The organism is Lysinibacillus fusiformis, assembly GCF_003049525.1.
GTDB classification, from domain to species: Bacteria; Bacillota; Bacilli; order Bacillales_A; family Planococcaceae; genus Lysinibacillus; species Lysinibacillus fusiformis.
Map to the genome: position 1 here is coordinate 14,320 of NZ_PYWL01000021.1, position 18,945 is coordinate 33,264.

At 37.6% G+C, this 18,945-nt stretch carries 20 protein-coding genes; 2 read left to right on the forward strand and 18 right to left on the reverse strand.

Features of this window, described 5'->3' with window-relative positions:
- Positions 1–5 precede the first annotated feature (5 nt).
- The 8 genes from C9J29_RS22970 to rpsF form a co-directional block, all read right to left on the reverse strand.
- Complete coding sequence (locus tag C9J29_RS22970) at positions 6–1,295, reverse strand: adenylosuccinate synthase (RefSeq protein ID WP_008177939.1); 1,290 nt, start codon at positions 1,293–1,295, stop codon at positions 6–8.
- 233 nt (positions 1,296–1,528) lie between these two features.
- Positions 1,529–2,890 carry a replicative DNA helicase gene (gene dnaB, locus C9J29_RS22975; protein ID WP_008177941.1) on the reverse strand — a complete coding sequence of 454 codons (1,362 nt, stop codon included), beginning with the start codon at positions 2,888–2,890 and terminating at the stop codon, positions 1,529–1,531.
- 13 nt (positions 2,891–2,903) lie between these two features.
- Entirely contained in the window at positions 2,904–3,350 is a 447-nt protein-coding gene (rplI, locus tag C9J29_RS22980; RefSeq protein WP_008177943.1) for a 50S ribosomal protein L9, read from the reverse strand.
- Entirely contained in the window at positions 3,350–5,320 is a 1,971-nt protein-coding gene (locus tag C9J29_RS22985; protein ID WP_008177945.1) for a DHH family phosphoesterase, read from the reverse strand. The genes rplI and C9J29_RS22985 overlap by 1 nt, the downstream gene beginning before the upstream one ends.
- Positions 5,321–5,333: 13 nt before the next feature.
- Positions 5,334–6,275 (reverse strand): YybS family protein, encoded by a 942-nt coding sequence (locus C9J29_RS22990; protein WP_089986460.1) that lies wholly within the window; start codon positions 6,273–6,275, stop codon positions 5,334–5,336.
- 222 nt (positions 6,276–6,497) lie between these two features.
- Positions 6,498–6,734, reverse strand: coding sequence for a 30S ribosomal protein S18 (gene rpsR, locus C9J29_RS22995; protein WP_004233359.1), 237 nt, complete (start codon positions 6,732–6,734; stop codon positions 6,498–6,500).
- Positions 6,735–6,772: 38 nt separating this feature from the next.
- The gene (gene ssb, locus C9J29_RS23000) at positions 6,773–7,342 is read right to left on the reverse strand and encodes a single-stranded DNA-binding protein (RefSeq protein WP_008177953.1); all 570 of its coding nucleotides are present in this window, start codon (positions 7,340–7,342) and stop codon (positions 6,773–6,775) included.
- Between the two features lie 47 nt (positions 7,343–7,389).
- The gene (rpsF, locus tag C9J29_RS23005) at positions 7,390–7,677 is read right to left on the reverse strand and encodes a 30S ribosomal protein S6 (RefSeq protein WP_008177955.1); all 288 of its coding nucleotides are present in this window, start codon (positions 7,675–7,677) and stop codon (positions 7,390–7,392) included.
- Between the two features lie 178 nt (positions 7,678–7,855).
- Here rpsF and C9J29_RS23010 point away from each other — a divergent pair, with 178 nt between their 5' ends.
- Positions 7,856–8,440: a DUF3267 domain-containing protein gene (locus tag C9J29_RS23010; protein WP_008177957.1), complete on the forward strand. Its 585-nt coding sequence runs from the start codon at positions 7,856–7,858 to the stop codon at positions 8,438–8,440.
- Positions 8,441–8,481: 41 nt separating this feature from the next.
- Here the strand turns inward: C9J29_RS23010 and C9J29_RS23015 are convergent, their stop codons facing one another.
- The 4 genes from C9J29_RS23015 to C9J29_RS23030 all read right to left on the reverse strand — a co-directional run bounded on the left by C9J29_RS23015 (position 8,482) and on the right by C9J29_RS23030 (position 11,877).
- Positions 8,482–9,522 carry an acyl-CoA dehydrogenase family protein gene (locus tag C9J29_RS23015; RefSeq protein WP_107922861.1) on the reverse strand — a complete coding sequence of 347 codons (1,041 nt, stop codon included), beginning with the start codon at positions 9,520–9,522 and terminating at the stop codon, positions 8,482–8,484.
- An 82-nt stretch (positions 9,523–9,604) separates the two neighbouring features.
- Positions 9,605–10,705 (reverse strand): redox-regulated ATPase YchF, encoded by a 1,101-nt coding sequence (ychF, locus tag C9J29_RS23020; RefSeq protein ID WP_008177960.1) that lies wholly within the window; start codon positions 10,703–10,705, stop codon positions 9,605–9,607.
- Between the two features lie 97 nt (positions 10,706–10,802).
- On the reverse strand, positions 10,803–11,003 hold the full coding sequence (locus C9J29_RS23025; protein WP_008177961.1) for a DUF951 domain-containing protein: 201 nt from the start codon (positions 11,001–11,003) through the stop codon (positions 10,803–10,805).
- A 1-nt stretch (position 11,004) separates the two neighbouring features.
- Entirely contained in the window at positions 11,005–11,877 is an 873-nt protein-coding gene (locus C9J29_RS23030; RefSeq protein WP_043990424.1) for a mechanosensitive ion channel family protein, read from the reverse strand.
- Positions 11,878–11,968: 91 nt separating this feature from the next.
- Between C9J29_RS23030 and yyaC the strand changes: the two genes are divergently transcribed.
- Positions 11,969–12,601, forward strand: a complete 633-nt coding sequence (yyaC, locus tag C9J29_RS23035) for a spore protease YyaC (protein ID WP_036121907.1) — start codon at positions 11,969–11,971, stop codon at positions 12,599–12,601.
- Here the strand turns inward: yyaC and C9J29_RS23040 are convergent.
- The 6 genes from C9J29_RS23040 to mnmG all read right to left on the reverse strand — a co-directional run bounded on the left by C9J29_RS23040 (position 12,518) and on the right by mnmG (position 18,944).
- Positions 12,518–13,234 carry a DUF554 domain-containing protein gene (locus C9J29_RS23040; protein ID WP_008177967.1) on the reverse strand — a complete coding sequence of 239 codons (717 nt, stop codon included), beginning with the start codon at positions 13,232–13,234 and terminating at the stop codon, positions 12,518–12,520. The two genes, yyaC and C9J29_RS23040, sit on opposite strands and share 84 nt — an antisense overlap.
- Before the next feature lie 77 nt (positions 13,235–13,311).
- A complete protein-coding gene (locus C9J29_RS23045) occupies positions 13,312–14,160 on the reverse strand; it encodes a ParB/RepB/Spo0J family partition protein (protein WP_008177969.1) in 849 nt (282 codons plus the stop codon).
- Positions 14,153–14,914, reverse strand: a complete 762-nt coding sequence (locus C9J29_RS23050; protein WP_008177971.1) for a ParA family protein — start codon at positions 14,912–14,914, stop codon at positions 14,153–14,155. The genes C9J29_RS23045 and C9J29_RS23050 overlap by 8 nt, the downstream gene beginning before the upstream one ends.
- A 225-nt stretch (positions 14,915–15,139) precedes the next feature.
- Entirely contained in the window at positions 15,140–16,039 is a 900-nt protein-coding gene (gene noc / locus C9J29_RS23055; RefSeq protein ID WP_008177973.1) for a nucleoid occlusion protein, read from the reverse strand.
- Positions 16,040–16,219: 180 nt separating this feature from the next.
- Positions 16,220–16,936: a 16S rRNA (guanine(527)-N(7))-methyltransferase RsmG gene (gene rsmG / locus C9J29_RS23060; RefSeq protein WP_107922862.1), complete on the reverse strand. Its 717-nt coding sequence runs from the start codon at positions 16,934–16,936 to the stop codon at positions 16,220–16,222.
- Positions 16,937–17,051: 115 nt separating this feature from the next.
- Positions 17,052–18,944 carry a tRNA uridine-5-carboxymethylaminomethyl(34) synthesis enzyme MnmG gene (mnmG, locus tag C9J29_RS23065; RefSeq protein ID WP_089986463.1) on the reverse strand — a complete coding sequence of 631 codons (1,893 nt, stop codon included), beginning with the start codon at positions 18,942–18,944 and terminating at the stop codon, positions 17,052–17,054.
- Position 18,945 lies beyond the last annotated feature (1 nt).

Consider the following 18,945-nt stretch of genomic DNA (forward strand, 5'->3'; position numbering starts at 1 on the left):
TTTTATTAGGCTTCCCAAACATCTACTAATACGTTTGTTTGCTCACGAGCAGGACCAACTGAGAAAGTAGCAATTTGAATACCTGTTAATTCACTAACACGCTCTACATAGCGTCGTGCATTTTCAGGTAGCTCTTCTAAAGTACGGCATGCTGTAACGTCCTCAGACCAGCCTGGAAGCTCTTCATAGATTGGTTCACATTGTTCAATAATATGAAGATTTGCTGGGTATTCTGTAATTGTTTCACCTTTATAGTTATAGGCTGTACAGATTTTTACTGTCTCTAAACCAGATAAAACATCAATTGAGTTAAGTGCTAGATGCGTAATACCACTTACGCGACGTGAGTGACGAACAACTACCGTATCGAACCAACCTACACGACGTGGACGGCCTGTTGTTGTACCATATTCACGACCAACTTCACGAATTTGCTGACCTACTTCATCAAATAATTCTGTAGGGAATGGACCATCACCTACACGAGATGTATAAGCTTTAGATACTCCAATAACGCTTGTTACAAGTGAAGGACCAACACCAGCACCAATTGCTACACCGCCTGCAACAGGATTTGAAGATGTAACATATGGATACGTACCTTGATCGACATCAAGCAAAATACCTTGAGCGCCTTCAAATAATACTTTACCGCCTTCATCAAGTACATCATTCAAAATTTTAGATGTATCTGTCACATATTTTGCGATTTCTTGGCCATAACCATAGTATTCCTCAAAAATCTCTTCGAAAGTAACACCTTCGACTTCATAGAATTTCTCGAATAATTTATTTTTAATGGCTAAATTATGACGTAGTTTTTCTTCAAAAATATCCTTATCAAGTAAATCAGCCATACGGATACCAATACGAGCTACTTTATCTTGATAGCATGGTCCAATCCCTTTACAAGTTGTCCCAATTTTATTATCTCCGCGGCTTTCTTCATCCGCAATATCTTGCTTTATATGATACGGCAGAATAACATGTGCACGATTAGAAATACGTAAATTATCTGTATTAATGCCACGCTCTTGTAAGCCTTTTAGTTCTGTTACTATTGATTTTGGATTGACAACTAATCCATTGCCAATAACTGAAGTTTTTTCTTTATAGAAGATACCTGATGGAATTAAATGTAGTTTATATGTTTCACCATCTATTTTAATGGTATGTCCTGCATTATCTCCACCTGCAAAACGAGCGATTGCATCGGCTTTTTGCGAAAGGAAATCCGTAATTTTACCTTTTCCTTCGTCTCCCCACTGTGTTCCTACAACTACTACTGATGTCATAATCAGCACCTCCGTTAGATACCTGTGTATCTCAATTTTTTAGCCTCAATCATTGTAACAATGATAGAAACACCTCGTCAATAAAAAAAGTGTAAAAAACACGAACATAAAATCAAAAAATCTGATTCAACGTTCGTGTTTAATAACAGAATGGTATGAATATTATCGAACATTCAGATTAATTCAGTCTAAGGTTAATTTGTAGAGGCAATTTATCTGAATGACGCACATGATTAATCACGTGACGGTGGCGGTGGCATTTGTGACCAATCCACATTAATGAATTTATTGAACTCTTTTTTAAAGGCAAGTGTAACTGTCCCCGTCGGACCATTACGTTGCTTTGCAATAATAATTTCAATCATATTTTTACTTTCAGACTCTTTATCGTAATAGTCATCACGGTATAAAAAGGCTACAATATCAGCATCTTGCTCAATACTTCCCGATTCACGTAAGTCACTCATCATCGGACGTTTATCTTGTCTTTGCTCCACTCCACGAGATAGCTGCGATAAGGCAATAACAGGCACCTTTAATTCACGTGCTAGTCCTTTTAGAGATCGTGAAATCTCCGATACCTCTTGTTGACGGTTCTCGCCTGGCTTCCCACTACCTTGAATAAGCTGTAAATAATCAATCAGGATCATTCCAAGCCCATTTTCTTGAGCTAAACGTCGACATTTTGCACGAATCTCATTAATACGTACACCCGGTGTATCATCAATAAAGATCCCTGAATTCGATAAACTCCCCATTGCCATAGTTAGTTTACCCCAATCTTCCGTAGTTAAAGCACCTGTACGTAAAACTTGTGCATCAATATTTCCTTCTGCACATAGCATACGCATCACAAGTTGCTCTGCACCCATCTCTAAAGAGAAGATTGCAACATTCTCTCGTGCCTGTACGGCAACACTTTGCGCAACATTCAAGGCAAAGGCAGTTTTCCCTACGGATGGACGGGCAGCTACAATAATTAAATCATTGCGTTGGAAGCCAGCAGTAATGTTATCCAAATCACGGAAGCCTGTCGGTATCCCCGTTACATCTCCCTTTTGTGATTGAAGCTGCTCAATGTTATCGAAGGTTTCCACTAGCACGTCTTTCACATGCTTAAAGTCCCCCGCATTCTTCCTATTGGCAACCTCCATCATTTTTTTCTCTGCTTCGCCTAGTAATGCCTCTACTTCGTCTTCTCGTGTGTAGCCATCCTCAACAATTTTAGTAGCAACACGAATTAAGCGACGTAATAGTGCCTTTTCCTCAACGATCTTAGCATAGTGAGCGACGTTGGCAGCTGTAGGGACAGCATTGGCGAGCTCTAGTAAATAGGATAGCCCGCCAACGTCTTCAATCTCTTTTTTAGCTGATAATTCTTCTGTAACTGTAACAACATCTATCGCTTTTCCTTGATCGCTTAACCGCAGCATTGTTTCAAAAATCTTCTTGTGGGCGTTTAAATAAAAATCATCTGCCAATAAAATTTCCGATGCTGTGATTAAAGATTGTGGCTCAAGGAAAATTGCACCGATAACCGATTGCTCCGCCTCCCGGTTATGCGGTGGAACGCGGTCCATCATCGGTTCGTTCATGGATCGTCGCTCCTTATTCTTCCGTTACATGTACTTTTAATGTAGCTGTTACTTCATGATGTAGTTTTACAGGAACATTTGTAAAGCCTAGTGCACGAATTCCATCATTTAAAGTCATTTTACGTTTATCAATTTTAATGCCATGCACTTTTTGTAGGGCATCAGCAATTTGCTTGGTAGACACTGAACCAAATAGACGACCGCCTTCACCAGACTTTGCTTTTAGCTCAACTGTTAATGTTTCTACTTTTTCCTTTAACGCTTGTGCTTCTGCTAGTTCAGCTGCAGCATTTTTTGCTTCTAATTTTTTCTGACCATCTAATTGACTTAGTGCTTGAGCGTTTGCTTCTGCTGCATAGCCATTTTTAATTAAGAAATTTTGTGCGTAACCATCTGCTACGTTTTTAATTTCACCTTTTTTTCCTTTTCCTTTAACGTCTTTTAAAAATACTACTTTCATTAGTCAGAACTCCCTTCAAAGACCTCTTCTATGGCCTCTTCTAATTGTGTTTTCACGTTATCAATGGTTTTGGCTTCTACTTGGCAGGCGGCGTTCGTTAAATGACCACCACCGCCAAGTCTTTCCATAATAAGCTGGACATTGACTTCGCCTAGTGATCGGGCACTAATTCCTATTTTTCCATCTGCCCGATGTGCAATAACAAAGGATGCACCAACATCCTTCATAGTTAGTAAAATATCTGCTGTTTGTGCAATTAAGACAGAGTCATACACTTTCGATTCCTCACCTACAGCTACAGCAATTCCTGGCTTTACGAATTTAACCGTTTGCACTATTTTTGATCGTTCAATATAGGTGTCTACATCTTCTTTTAAAAGACGTTGCACTAATACTGTATCGGCACCATTCGTCCGTAGATACGAGGCAGCTTCAAACGTACGTGCTCCCGTTCGAAGTGTAAAGCTCTTCGTATCGACAATAATACCCGCTAGTAGTGCAGTAGCCTCTAGCATATTAATCTTTGCTCGCTTCGGCTGATATTCTAATAACTCAGTTACCAGCTCAGCAGTTGATGAGGCATACGGTTCCATATAAACAAGTGTTGGATTTTCAATAAAATCCTCACTTCGTCGATGATGGTCGATTACAACAACCTTTTCAGCTAGCTTTAATAGGTGTGCATCAATAACTAAATTGGGTTTATGTGTATCCACAATAACAAGCAAGGATTTTTCAGTCATTTTCCCTGCTGCTTCCTCTGGTGTTAGGAAGTTTTCATAGAAATCTGATTTACTCTCTATTTCATTCATTAAACGTGTAACGCTACCATTTAACTCATCAAAATTTATGATGACATAGCCCTTCACATCATTCATTTGTGCCATTTTCCGAACACCGACAGATGCACCAATCGAGTCCATATCAGGGCTTTTATGTCCCATAACAAATACTTGATCACTATCTTGAATTAAATCACGTAATGCATGTGAGATGACACGAGCTCTAACACGTGTGCGTTTTTCAACTGGATTAGTTTTCCCGCCATAGAATTTTAGCTTTCCTGTAGGTTGCTTAATGGCAACTTGGTCACCACCACGTCCTAATACGAGATCCAGACTTGATTGTGCCAATTCACCAAGCTCCACTAGGGAGGATGAACCCGCTCCTACACCAATACTTAATGTTAAAGATAAATTCTTTTGCGCTGTTTTTTCTCGGATAACATCTAAAATAGCAAATTTTTTCTTTTCAAGCTCTGTTAAAATTGATTCATTTAATACTGCTAAAAAACGATCTGATGATATTCTTTTTACAAATACACCATGCTCAGCAGCCCATTCATTGACGATTGAAGTAACCATTGTATTTGTTAAACTACGTGGTTGGTCATCCATGGCCTGTGTGATTTCATCGTAATTATCAACAAATAAAATAGCGATAACTGTACGATCTGCAAAGTATTGCTTCTCAATAGCAATCTGCTCAGTAATATCAAAGAAGTATAGTAATCGTTCCTCTTTTTTATAATAAACACGATATTTACGATCACGTAATGTAATTGTAGCCTCATTTGTTTCTTCAGTCTTCATTAGTACGTAGATGTCATCAGAAATATTAACAATTCCTTCTCCGACTAATGATTCCATATTTAAGATTCCTTGCATATATGGATTCGACCATTCTATTTCATATTGCTCGTTCACCAACAGTATCCCAATTGGCATTTCAAGCAATGCTTCTTCCCCTACTTTTTTCATACGGAATGAAATGGATTCTATATGCTTTTCAGTTTCTTCAAAAGCAATCTTTTCCACCTTCCATGTGTAGACCATCAGTAAAGCAAAACCTATTCCATAACCGATACCTATCCCGATATTCCAAATACATAGAAGTACGAACGTCACAATTCCAAAAATGGAAAGAACAAAAAGCGGATAGCGAATTGGTCGTTTTCTAAAAGTCCCCATTACAATCAGCCCCTTATTCTTTAGTCTTCCCCTTTACAAGTGAACGTACGTCAAAACCTAAATCAACGATACCTAGTAAGATCATGAAGGATGATAATGGAATAGCTAACACGGTAGCAACCCATTTAACCCCATTTGGCATCCCTTTTCTAGAAATGAAATAATGGATAAATGATATCCCTTGTAGAATGAGTAGCACCCATAAAATATAAGAAACATTCAATACGATTATATCTAGTGTAGAACCAGCCTCTGGACGCATAAATAAATTAATGCATAAAACGATCATGTAGTACCATAAAATAGATCGTGGTAAGCGCATATTTTGGAATGGTGCAAACTTTGGAACATCCACGCCAAGTCGTTTTAAAGCTGGCAAATTTAGCGCTATGATAATAAATGCAGCAAAAAATGCTGATATTGTTATTGTGGCAGGCATTGTCAGCTCGATCGTGTTAAACATAGCCTCTAGCTGTTCCGGCTTTATCGCCACTTGCCCTGTAACGTTTTTCGCAAATTCATTTGATTGCTCATAATTTTTGCGAGCCAACTCTAAGCTCATGCTGATGAAGTCAATTCCTGCAAATCTTACATAGGCGACATAAACAAGCGCCATCGAGATTAGATTGGCAATCCCCGTTGACATAAATAAATAAAGCTTACTCTTCTTCTGATAAATAGCGTTACCCATTACGACACCCAGTAACCCCAAAACAAAGGCAAATGGTAGCATCGATAGTCCACTCGCTATACTAGTTAAAATACAGCCTACTATTGCTACGAGTATTGATGAGGAACGTTTGTAATTTGCACTATACCAAGCAATCGGTAGTGGAGCGAATATTAAAGCTACTATAAAAACAAATGGTACATATGCGGAAATCAGCATTAATACTGTAAAAATTGCAACCACCATTGAGCCTTGGACAAGCGCTTTTGTTTGATTATTCGGCATTGAAAACCTTCCTTTTTTTCAGTCAAACTTACTACCCTTTATTGTACCATTTTTTCATAGTATTGAACAAAAATCGCTTAGATCACTATATGCTTTATTATGAATTTTATCTAAAAAACGTCTACTTCAATTTTCGATAAAAAAAACCAGCATACCCGATACGAATATCGTAATATGCTGGTATTCAAAATTGATGTAAGGTCAATTCCTTAACGATCAATCTTATTTGTCTTCTGCTACGAATGGAAGTAATCCCATGATACGAGATACTTTAATAGCTGAAGTTAATTTACGTTGGTACTTTGCACTTGTGCCAGTTACGCGACGTGGTAAAATTTTACCGCGCTCAGAGATGAATTTTTTTAATAAATCTACATCTTTGTAGTCGATGTGCGTAATATTGTTTGAAGTGAAGTAGCAAACTTTACGGCGTTTGCGGCCTCCGCGACGTGGTGCCATAGTGTGTCTCCTCCTTATCTTTTTTTATTGTAGAAGCATTAGAATGGAAGATCATCCTCAGATACTTCTATCGGTCCTTTGCTATTAGCAAATGGATCCTCATCTACACGTGTATAGTTTGGCTGATTCATAGGTGGTTGATTTTGCTGATAAGCATCGCCGCCATAGGAACCCTGTCCTGGCATAGCGCCACCAAACTGCTGTTGTGGTTGACCGCCGCCATATGACGGTTGGTTATTACCGTAAGTTTGTCCACCACCGTATTGAGGAGCAGGAGCACCGCTACCATTACGTGGTTCTAAAAACTGTACGCTATCCGCCACAACGTCTGTTGTATATACTCGCTTACCGTCTTGTCCTTCATAACTGCCTGTTTGGATACGACCTTCTACCCCAATTAAACTTCCTTTTCGCATGAAGTTCGCTAGGTTTTCAGCCTGTTTTCGCCATGCAACACAGTTAATGAAATCAGCTTCACGTTCACCTTGTTGATTTGAGAATGCACGATTCACAGCAACTGTAAATCTTGTAGACGCAATTCCATTTGGTGTATAACGTAGCTCAGGATCTTTTGTTAGTCTTCCAACTAATACGACACGGTTTATCATCAGAATGCAACCTCCTTTTCAGCGTTTTGTTAAAAAATTATTCAATATTAAGCTTCTTGGCGAACTGCAATGTGACGAATGATGTCTTCGCTGATGTTAGCTAGACGTGTATACTCGTTGATTGCATCTGAAGTAGCGTTTACTTTTACGATTTGGTAGTAACCTTCGCGGAAGTCTTGAATTTCATAAGCTAAGCGGCGTTTGCCCCACTCTTTTGATTCGATGACTTCTGCACCGTTAGAAGTTAAAGCTTCGTTGAAACGTTCAACTAGAGCTTTCTTCGCTTCGTCTTCAATGTTCGGACGTACGATGTACATTAATTCGTATTTTCTCATCTGTTTACACCTCCTTATGGACTAGGCTCTCCTATATTAAGGGAGCAAGGAGCAAGTAATAAATTATTACTCACATCAATGAATTGTAACATATAGGTACTTTTCTTTCAAGTCGCAAACTTACAATTCATTTTATATAATGAACGTAACCTGTTTAATTCTTGAAAGGAGAACTTTTGTGCTACCGAATAAAGAACCTATTGTTATTGAATTAAATATAAAAAAATTAATGATCGACAATATTGTGATCACAGTTGGTCTTGTCATATTATTTATAGCCATTCAATATATTTGCTTTAAAGATTTTCACTTTTCTTTTTGGGCTATCATTGGTGGTACAGTACTGTTTGTAATTCTGTATGTAATTTTTATTATTTTGCATGAAGCTTTTCATTTACTTGGCTTTATGCTCTTTGGCAAAGTACCTTTGAAGTCTTTACAATATGGCATAAACTTAGAGCTAGGTGTTGCCTATGCAACTACTACAAAGCCTCTATATAATCACGCCATGAAACGGGCATTATTGCTGCCATTTTGGACGACTGGCGTTCTTCCTACTATTGCAGGGTTTTATTTTAATAATACCATTTTAATACTGGTAGGAGCCTTTTTAATAGCAGGTGCAGTAGGTGACTTTGCTATGTATAAGGAATTACGAAAATATCCTAATAACGCCTTAGTGCAAGATGACCCTAAATTACCGAAGCTTTATGTTTATATAGAAAATGACCGTTCACCAAGGCAAGATACATACGAAAATTAGACTCTGTCGTTCGTAAAAATGACAGAGCCTAGTCATAACTCTTAAGGAGTTAAAAAGCCATGCTGTGCAGCTGTATATAAATTTCTCCAAATGCGGTTTATTGGGGCAGTCTCTGTAATAGCATCCATGCCAAGATTACGTATTAATTTATTGGCAATCTCTATACAAGCAGCAGCAATCTCTTTACTCATTTGTGTAAATTGTGTTAGTTCTTCCTCTGTCAATGATTCATCTCGCTGATGCTTTTGCCAATATACCGACAAGGTTGTATAGAACTGCTTTTCAAATTGTTTAAAATGCTTTTGTTGCTGCATGAGTAAAAATTGTAATGCTCCCATACGCTCAGCTCGATGGGCATCATGATTGCGTTGCTTGATTAAAATAAATGCTTCTTCTAAAAAATTTTCAGTTATCCCTAGACAAACGCTTAAAAAGGAAGCCTCTGCAAAGGTTGTAAATGGAAAGGTATGTACAGCATTCCCATAGCTATTTCTGATCTTACCTATTTGGAAAGTAGCCTCCTGAGGTACCCATACGTTGTTTACGCGAATAGTATGGCTTGCCGTCGCCTTCAAGCCCATTGCGCGCCAATCATTTAAAACTTCAACATCTTGACGGTCTAAGCAACAACTAATGATTTTTTCTGTTTTCACGCCATCTTGCTCTATCAAACAATTCATTGTAAAGGTTGTAGCATAGTCCGATCCACTACAATATTTCCATTGCCCTGTTACTACATAACCATCTTCTACTTTTACAGCTACACCCGTTGGATAACCACTACCGGCGATAACTGCATTTTTAGGGGTAAAGATTTTTTCGCACATTTCTTGGCTAAATGCTGGAATAAATGCATTACCTCCAGTCCCGATTGTCACAAGCCAACCAACATTCCCATCGAGGGCAGCTATTTGTTGAAACACTTTTATTCCCTCTACTAAATCTAGATTCTGACCTCCTAGTTCATTTGCAGTGAACAATTTGAACAATTTCTGTTCATACATAAACTCTAGGACATCCTGGGGTAATCTTTCTAGCTGCTCAAACTCTAGACCACGTTCTTTTAGTTCCATTACGTTCATTTGATGTCACTCCCATACACTAAAAATTCAGATAAAATAATAATTGAAAAAAGGCAATCACTAAGATTGCCCTCTGTTTGTCTTATACATTAAAGCGGAATAACATAATATCGCCATCTTGAACTTCATACTCTTTACCTTCAAGACGTACCTTACCAGCTTCCTTAGCCGCTGCTTGAGAACCTGCCTCTAAAAGATCATCATAAGCAACTGTTTCAGCACGAATGAAGCCTCGTTCAAAGTCTGTATGGATGATTCCTGCACATTGCGGTGCCTTCATCCCTTTACGGAACGTCCATGCACGAACTTCTTGTACACCAGCAGTGAAATACGTAGCTAAGCCTAATAAGTCATAAGAAGTACGGATGAGCTGATCTAAACCAGACTCTTTAATTCCTAATTCTTCTAAGAACATAGCCTTTTCCTCATCGTCTAGCTCTGAGATTTCTTCCTCGATTTTTGCACAAATTGTAATGACTTGAGCACCTTCAGCTGATGCATATTCACGGACCTTTTTGACATATTCATTATTGTCAGCATCCGCCACTTCATCTTCTGAAACGTTGGCAACATACAGCATTGGTTTAATTGTTAGCAAATGAAGACCTTTAATTACCTTTAGTTCATCATCTGAAAGCTCTGCAGCACGCGCTGGTTTACCGTTCTCTAACTGCTCTTTAATTTTTAAAAGTACTGGCTCTTCAATCATAGCCTCTTTGTCTTTTTGCTTGGCCATTTTGCTAACACGTTGGATACGTTTATCTACTGATTCTAAATCGGCTAGTGCTAGCTCTAGGTTAATAACCTCGATATCATCAATTGGATCCACTGCACCCGATACGTGTGTAATATTTTCGTCTACAAAACAACGTACAACTTGGCAAATGGCATCTACTTCACGGATATGCGCTAAAAATTTATTCCCTAGACCTTCACCTTTGGAAGCACCTTTTACAATCCCTGCAATATCTGTAAATTCAAATGCTGTTGGTACTGTTTTTTTAGGTACAACTAATTCTGTTAATTTATCTAAACGTGCGTCTGGTACTTCAACGATACCGACATTCGGATCAATCGTTGCGAATGGATAGTTTGCAGCCAATGCGCCCGCTTTTGTAATTGCGTTAAATAATGTTGATTTTCCAACGTTAGGTAAACCAACGATTCCAGCTGTTAATGCCATGAATGGACACAACCTTTCTATAATCAGTTCAAATTTTCTCTCATATAACCTTTTCTATTATATTGATTCACTTACAAAAAGTCTAATATGCCTGAAGTTATGCCTCACTAGCAGAAAGTAAAACCTTTTTCATTTTTTTCTCAAATTCTCGACGTGGAATCATTACGCTATGTTGGCAACCTTCACATTTAATTCGAACATCGGCACCCATACGAATAATCTTCCATTTATTCGTACCACAAGGATGTTGCTTTTTCATTTCAACAATATCATTTAAACCATATTTCTTTTCTTCCACCTTACTCACTTCTCCCCTCACCTTTGTCATAGAACATCATTTTTGGATGGGCCATTGGTATACGATGCTCCTCAAAAAGCTTTGTCACATCTCGGCGTATACTACGAGCCACTCCATATTGTTGCTGTGGTAATGTTTCAGCAGCAATACGGATCGTTACCTCTGTACCTTTGACATTTTGTACACCTAAAAACACCGGTGCCGCTATTAATTCTTTATGTTTTTCTGGTAATGATTCTAGATATTGATTAATAACCATCTCAGCTTTTTCAAAGTCAGCATCCGCGGTCATTTGTAAATCTATAAAAATTTTGGAGTTGTTAACAGAGTAATTGACGACCTCACCAATTGCACCATTAGGAATGATAAATTGCTCTCCAGTCCCCCCATTAATTTTCGTAGTACGTAAACCAATTTCTACAACTGTACCTTCTGCTCCATTAATTTTTATATAATCCCCTACACCAAACTGATCTTCAAAAATAATAAAGAAGCCCGTGATAACATCCTTCACTAAACTTTGGGCACCAAAACCGACAGCTAATCCTACAATCCCTGCCCCTGCTAAAAGACCCGCTACCTTTATATTTAAAGAAGATAGAATGCCAATGATTGCAGAGAAATAAACAACATAGGAAATCACACTTTGTAATAATCTCGAAATCGTACGTTGACGTCGCTCTGAATGATTTAATGGGGATCGCATACGGATTAAAAATAATTTTTTAATCAATTTTTTACCCATTCTTACAGCTATCCAGGATACTAGTAAAATTAGCATAATCTCAATAGAAGAATCTATGACACCTTCCCAAAGTTTGTCAGATGTGAGCTTTTCCCAGTATCTCTCCATTAATTTCTTATTCCATTCCATCGTTTCCACCTCTTGAATAACTTGCTAAAAATTTGCGTATACTGCATAAAAATTGAGCACTTCTAAAAATAAAAAGAAAGTGAGTTTTTTTATGAATACTATACCAAATTTGTTACTACCTTATTCCCTTCATCACGAAAGTAAAAATGCTGTTTGGCAATTAAGTACATTATTTTTAGAATATATACCGTTTCATCATGAACGACTAATTTTTTGCTGCATTGGCAGCGACCGTTGTACAGGTGATACGCTTGGACCGTTAACGGGTAGCTTTTTAAATAAGTCAGTTAGCTTCCCCTATGAAATTGTCGGTTCTTTAGAAGATCCGCTACATGCTCTAAATCTAGATTCTACTATTCAACAGCTACACAATCATACTACAAAACCATTCATTATTGCGATTGATGCCTGTCTTGGTAGTGAACAAAATGTCGGTCATATTTCCGTTCAAAGCGGTCCTATTTTTCCTGGGAAGGCTGTAAAAAAAGAATTACCCCCAATCGGTGACATTTCCATTAAAGGAATCGTCAATATTGGAGGTTTTATGGAAATGCTTGTTTTACAAAATACAAGGCTTCATATTTCTTATGCTATGGCTGAAAAGCTTTCAAGAGCATTATTACTGGCTGCCCACCGTTATTCATTGAAAAATGTAGAAGAAAGCAACCATAATACCAACAATGACGATACCTGGCAGCAAGTTAGCAGCCTTGATCTTAGTTAAACCAGCTATATTTAACCCTATTGCCATAATCATAACGCCACCAACGGCTGTCATTTCGGTAATATACATTTGTAGCGCAGCATCAGGTATAAAAGAACTAATGACCCCTGCAAAAACTGCAATTAATCCTTGATAAATAAAAACAGGTATCGCCGAAAGCAATACACCTATACCTAATGTGGATGCTAGAATAATGGATGTAAAACCATCAATTAATCCTTTAGTAATCAATACATTATGATCATTACGAAGACCGCTATCAAGTGCACCAATAACAGCCATGGAGCCAACAACAAAGATTAATGAAGCTGTGACAAACCCTTCTGCAATGCTAATTTGATTTTGATCATTTCGTTTTGTACGAAATAATGACTCTACCCATTTGCCAAGGCGATTCATTTGCTTATCTAAATCTAACCACTCACCTACTACAGTACCCACCACTAAACTTACGATTAAGATAATAAAATTATCACTTTCAAATCCCATTTTTATCCCTAATAGTGCGACTGCTAAACCAATTATGGATAGGACAGTAGACTTCATAGATTCAGGAATATTTTTGAAAATCCGCCCCACTAATGCACCTGCTATAATTAGCACAGCATTAATCAATGCCCCTAGTATTACCACCCTTTTGCCTTCCTTCTCTCTAAAAAATAGAGAGCGCCTGTTTGCTTGGCGCTCTGATTAAATTATATAAATATCATTTATTCTTCTTGTACATTTAGGATTTCTAAGATGCGCTCTAAATCATCTTCAGAGTAAAATTCTATTTCAATTTTCCCTTTATTATTATTCTTTCTAATTTGAACATTTGTTCCAAAATAATCTCTTAATTGAGATTCTTTCGCCGCCACAAATATATCTTTTTTCTTGGGCGGAATTGTTTCACGTGAAACTTCCTCATTTAAGGATTGTACTAACATTTCAACTTGGCGAACATTTAAACCTTGCTTCATTACCTTCATAGCTACTTCAGAGATTCGTCTTTTATTTTTTAAGCCGAGTAATGCCCTGCCTTGTCCCATAGATAGTGTCCCATCATTCATAAAATTTCGGACATCTTCTGGTAAAGCAAGGAGACGAACATGGTTAGCTATATGTGGTCTACTTTTTCCTAAACGCTTTGATAGCTCTTCCTGTGTTAAATGTAAGTTTTCCATTAAGCTTTGGTAGGCCTCTGCTTCTTCAATGACTGTTAGATCCTCACGCTGAAGGTTCTCTAGAATAGCTAGTTCCATCATTTGTGCGTCTGATAATTCTTTAATGATTACAGGAATTACATCTAAACCAGCTAGTAAACACGCTCGATAACGACGTTCCCCTGCAACGATTTCAAATTTACGCCCCTTTTTCCGTACAGCAATTGGTTGCAAAATGCCATGCTCATTAATCGAATCTGCTAATTCTTGTAAAGCTTCTTCATCAAAAATTTTACGAGGCTGAAATGGGTTCGCAACAATTAAATCTAATTGAATTTCTTCCACTAGCCCACTTTGTTCTAATGACTCTCCTGGAAATAGTGCACCAATGCCCTTTCCTAAACCTTTAGCCATTTTTAATCACTTCCCTCGCCATCTCCAAATAAACTTCTGCACCTCTAGATCTTGCGTCATAAGTGATGATTGGTTGCCCATGACTAGGTGCTTCACTTAAACGCACGTTACGAGGAATTATTGTTTTATATACTTTATCTTGGAAATATTTTTTCACTTCATCTATAACTTGTAAGCCAAGGTTTGTTCTTGCATCTAGCATTGTTAGTAAAACACCATCAATATATAACTGTTGGTTCAAATGCTTTTGTACAAGACGAACAGTAGATAGCAATTGGCTTAGACCTTCCAATGCGTAATATTCGCATTGTACTGGAATAATCAATGCATCTGAAGCTGTTAAAGCATTAATTGTTAAAAGTCCTAAAGATGGTGGACAGTCAATAATTATATAATCGAAATCTTCTTTTACATTTTGTAATGCATGTTTCAAACGTACTTCCCTTGAAATAGTCGACACCAATTCAATTTCAGCGCCTGCAAGCGAAATTGTGGCTGGTACAATTGATAAATTATCTACATTTGTTTTTTGAATGACATTTTCAACATCTTCATCATCAATGAGCACATCATAAATACAACTTTGAATGTCTCCTTTATTAATACCAAGGCCACTTGTTGTATTCCCTTGCGGATCAGTATCAATAAGTAGCACTTTCTTACCTAAATAGGCTAGGCAAGCGCTCAAATTGACTGAAGTTGTTGTTTTTCCTACGCCACCCTTTTGATTGGCGATTGCTATAATTCTACCCATTTAAAAGCACCTGCTTTCATTTATCAACGTTTACTTTGACAAATCATTTGTAAAATCAATGTATTTAACCCGCTATCTAACTTTCATTCTATCAAAAAAACAGTTAGAAGTTGTATAAAATATTAAGAATATATACAAAAAAGGAGACACCTCATTCAACTTTCTGAGATATCTCCTTTTTACAGTGAGAGAAAAGTTACTAATAAATTATTCCGAGATAATTTATTACACCTTTTTCTTTTTAGGTATCTTCACCGTAATTTGATAATATTCTTCTGTATCTTCTTCTTCCGTATTTACCGTAATACCACTTTTCGTTACCATCGTTAATGATTGCTTAATAGTATTTAAGGCTATACGGACATCTTTACTAATGGCTTTGCGCTTCGGCCTTGCTTTCTTTGGTACCGACTCCTCCTGCTCGTCTGTTACCGGATGCAAGATGACCTGTATCTGTTCCTCTAACTGGCGAACATTCCAATCATTATCAACTGTTTGTTGTAAAATTTCTAGTTGTAATGGTTGATCTTTAATAGCAATTAATGCACGTGCATGTCGCTCAGAGATCTTGCGCTGTAATATGGCTTGTTGCACTTCATCTGGAAGCCTTAATAAACGTAATTTATTGGCTACAGTGGATTGTCCTTTTCCAAGTCTTTGGGCAAGAGCTTCTTGTGTGAGCTCATGTAGCTCCAACAATTTTTGATAGGCTACCGCTTCTTCAATTGCAGTTAATTCCTCACGCTGTAAGTTCTCTATTAACGCAATAGAAGCTGTCTCCTTATCGGTTAAATTACGTACAATAGCAGGAACCTCTGTCCATTGTAGCTTTTTCATAGCTCGATAACGACGCTCACCGGCAATGATTTCATATTGATTTTCTGATGTTTTACGTACAACAATTGGCTGAATCACACCATGCGTATGAATGGTTCTTGATAATTCTTCAATTTTTTCATCATCAAAAATAGTACGTGGCTGAAAACGGTTAGGTACAATTTCATCAATAGGCAATTTTATGACTTCTTCTGCTGTTTGAACCGCCTCTGCTTGTTCTACTTCATTTTTCACAATAGGCTCTGTTTTACTTCCGCCTCCAAAAAAACGTGAAAAAGGACTTTTCATCCAAGTGGCACCACCTTTAAGTAACTATCTTGCTCTGTCTCATTCTATTATTATTTATTATATTTCCTCAAATGTATATAGTTCATAGATGACTTTTGCGTGAACCATCCATAACTAGTATGTATGCTCAAAATAGAAAAAATATATTCTACTTTGAGAAAGTTTCACATGAAACACTAATTATTGAATTGGTGTTTTATTTGGTACACCTGGCTTACGCGGGTATTTTTTCGGTGTTCCTTTTATTTTATCAAATATATATAAAGTGCGGTCACTTTCTTCCACAGGTAGCTTGAAAGAATATTCTTCTTTCAGTTTAACACCTAATGTTGTTAATGCTTTTTTAGCATCTTTTAATTCTTCTGCACCTGCAGCTGCTTTTAAGGCAACAAAATAGCCATCTTGTTTTGCTAATGGCACACATAGCTCCGATAAAACAGATAAACGAGCTACTGCACGTGCTGTCACCACATCATATTGTTCACGATATTTTAAATTTTGACCAAACTCTTCTGCGCGGGCATGCACAAAATTCATATTTTCTAATTGTAACTCATCACTTAAATGGTTTAAAAATGTAATTCTTTTATTTAAGGAGTCGACAATTGTGACATATAAATGTGGGAAACAGATTTTTATTGGGATACTGGGGAAACCAGCACCTGCTCCTACATCACAAACAGTTATTACTTTTGAAAAATCAAAATAAAATGAGGCACTGATTGAGTCAAAGAAATGTTTTAAATAAACACCTTCTAAATCTGTAATAGCAGTCAGGTTCATCTTTTCATTCCACTCGACTAGTAATTCAAAGTATTTTTTAAATTGAGCAATTTGCTTTTCGGAAAGCTCGATGCCCTTTTTTTTAAGTGCCTCAATAAATTGTTGTTCGTTCATGTAAAGTCTCCTTTATTAATCTAGCCATACTAGTATATCTTAACAAAAGTATTGCTTTAAAAATAGGAAGCGGGCACAATGGTATGCCCGCCCCTTATTCACTTTACTGTTCTTATTAACCGCTTATTTTCGCGATTTTACCTTGTTCAATGTAAACAAGCAGAATAGAAATATCTGCTGGGTTCACACCAGAAATACGAGAGGCTTGTGCAATGGAAAGCGGTGTAACTTGTTTTAATTTTTGACGCGCTTCTGTCGCTAAACCAGAAATCGCATCATAATCAATGTTTTCAGGGATTTTTTTATTTTCCATTTTATGCAGCTTCTCTACTTGTAGCAATGCCTTTTCGATATAGCCTTCATATTTAAGCTGAATTTCAATTTGCTCTTTTATTTCTTCTGTAAATTCAATATCTGCCGGGATTAATGAGGAAATCATCTCATAATGCATTTCTGGGCGTTTTAGTAAATCAGCGCCCCGAATTCCATCTTTTAATTCACTACCTCCAGCAGAACGAATAACAACTTGTGTAGCTTCATTCGGTTTAATAATTATTTCACGAAGACGTGCAATTTCATTGTCAATCAATGCTTTTTTCTCAACGAATTTTTCATATCGTTCTTGTGGAACCATGCCGATTTTATAGGCTAACTCTAATAATCGTAAATCAGCGTTATCATGACGTAACAATAAGCGATACTCTGCACGAGATGTTAGTAAACGATAAGGCTCGTTTGTTCCTTTTGTCACAAGATCATCGATGAGTACCCCAATATAGGCATCCGAACGACTAAGGATTAATTCCTCTTTACCAAGTACATTAGCTGCAGCATTCATTCCTGCCATTAATCCTTGGGCAGCCGCTTCCTCATAGCCCGATGTACCATTAATTTGGCCAGCTGTATATAAGCCTTTAATGCGCTTTGTTTCTAGTGTTGGCCACAATTGTGTAGGTACAATTGAATCATATTCAATGGCATAGCCAGCACGCATCATTTCTGCGTTCTCTAAGCCTGGGATTGATTTTAGTAAACGTGTTTGAACATGCTCTGGTAGGCTTGTTGATAAACCTTGAACATAAACCTCACGTGTATTACGTCCTTCTGGCTCTAAGAAAATTTGATGTCTCGGCTTATCGTTGAAGCGTACTACTTTATCTTCAATTGAAGGGCAGTAGCGTGGACCTGTCCCTTTAATCATCCCAGAATACATCGGTGAAAGATGTAAATTCGCCTCAATTATTTCATGTGTTTCAGGGCTTGTATACGTTAACCAGCAAGGTAGTTGGTCCATAATGAATTCCGTTGTTTCAAAACTAAATGCACGAGGAACTTCATCTCCTGGTTGAATTTCAGTTTTATCATAATCAATTGTACGATTATTAACACGTGGTGGTGTACCTGTTTTAAATCGAACAAGGTCAAAACCAAGCTCTTTTAAATTATCAGCTAAGCGAATTGACGGTTGTTGGTTATTAGGACCACTTGAATATTTTATATCCCCAATAATAATTTCACCGCGTAGGAAGGTACCTGTTGTGACAACTACTGTTTTGGCACGATAAATAGCACCGATTTGTGTAATAACCCCTGCTACTTCTCCATCCTCAATGATAAGTTCTTCTACCATTCCTTGATGGATTGTTAAGTTTTCGGTTTCCTCTAATATGCGTTTCATCTCTTGTTGATACAAAACTTTGTCAGCTTGCGCACGTAATGCACGTACAGCTGGGCCTTTTCCTGTATTTAACATTCGCATTTGAATATGTGTTTTATCTATAACTTTCCCCATGACGCCACCTAAAGCGTCTATTTCACGTACGACGATTCCTTTGGCAGGACCACCAATGGATGGATTACATGGCATAAATGCAATCATATCTAAGTTGATCGTTAACATCAGTGTGTTAGCACCCATTTTAGCCGCAGCATGTGCAGCTTCTGAACCTGCATGACCTGCGCCAATGACGATCACATCAAACGTGCCTGCCTCATATTTTGTTGGCATG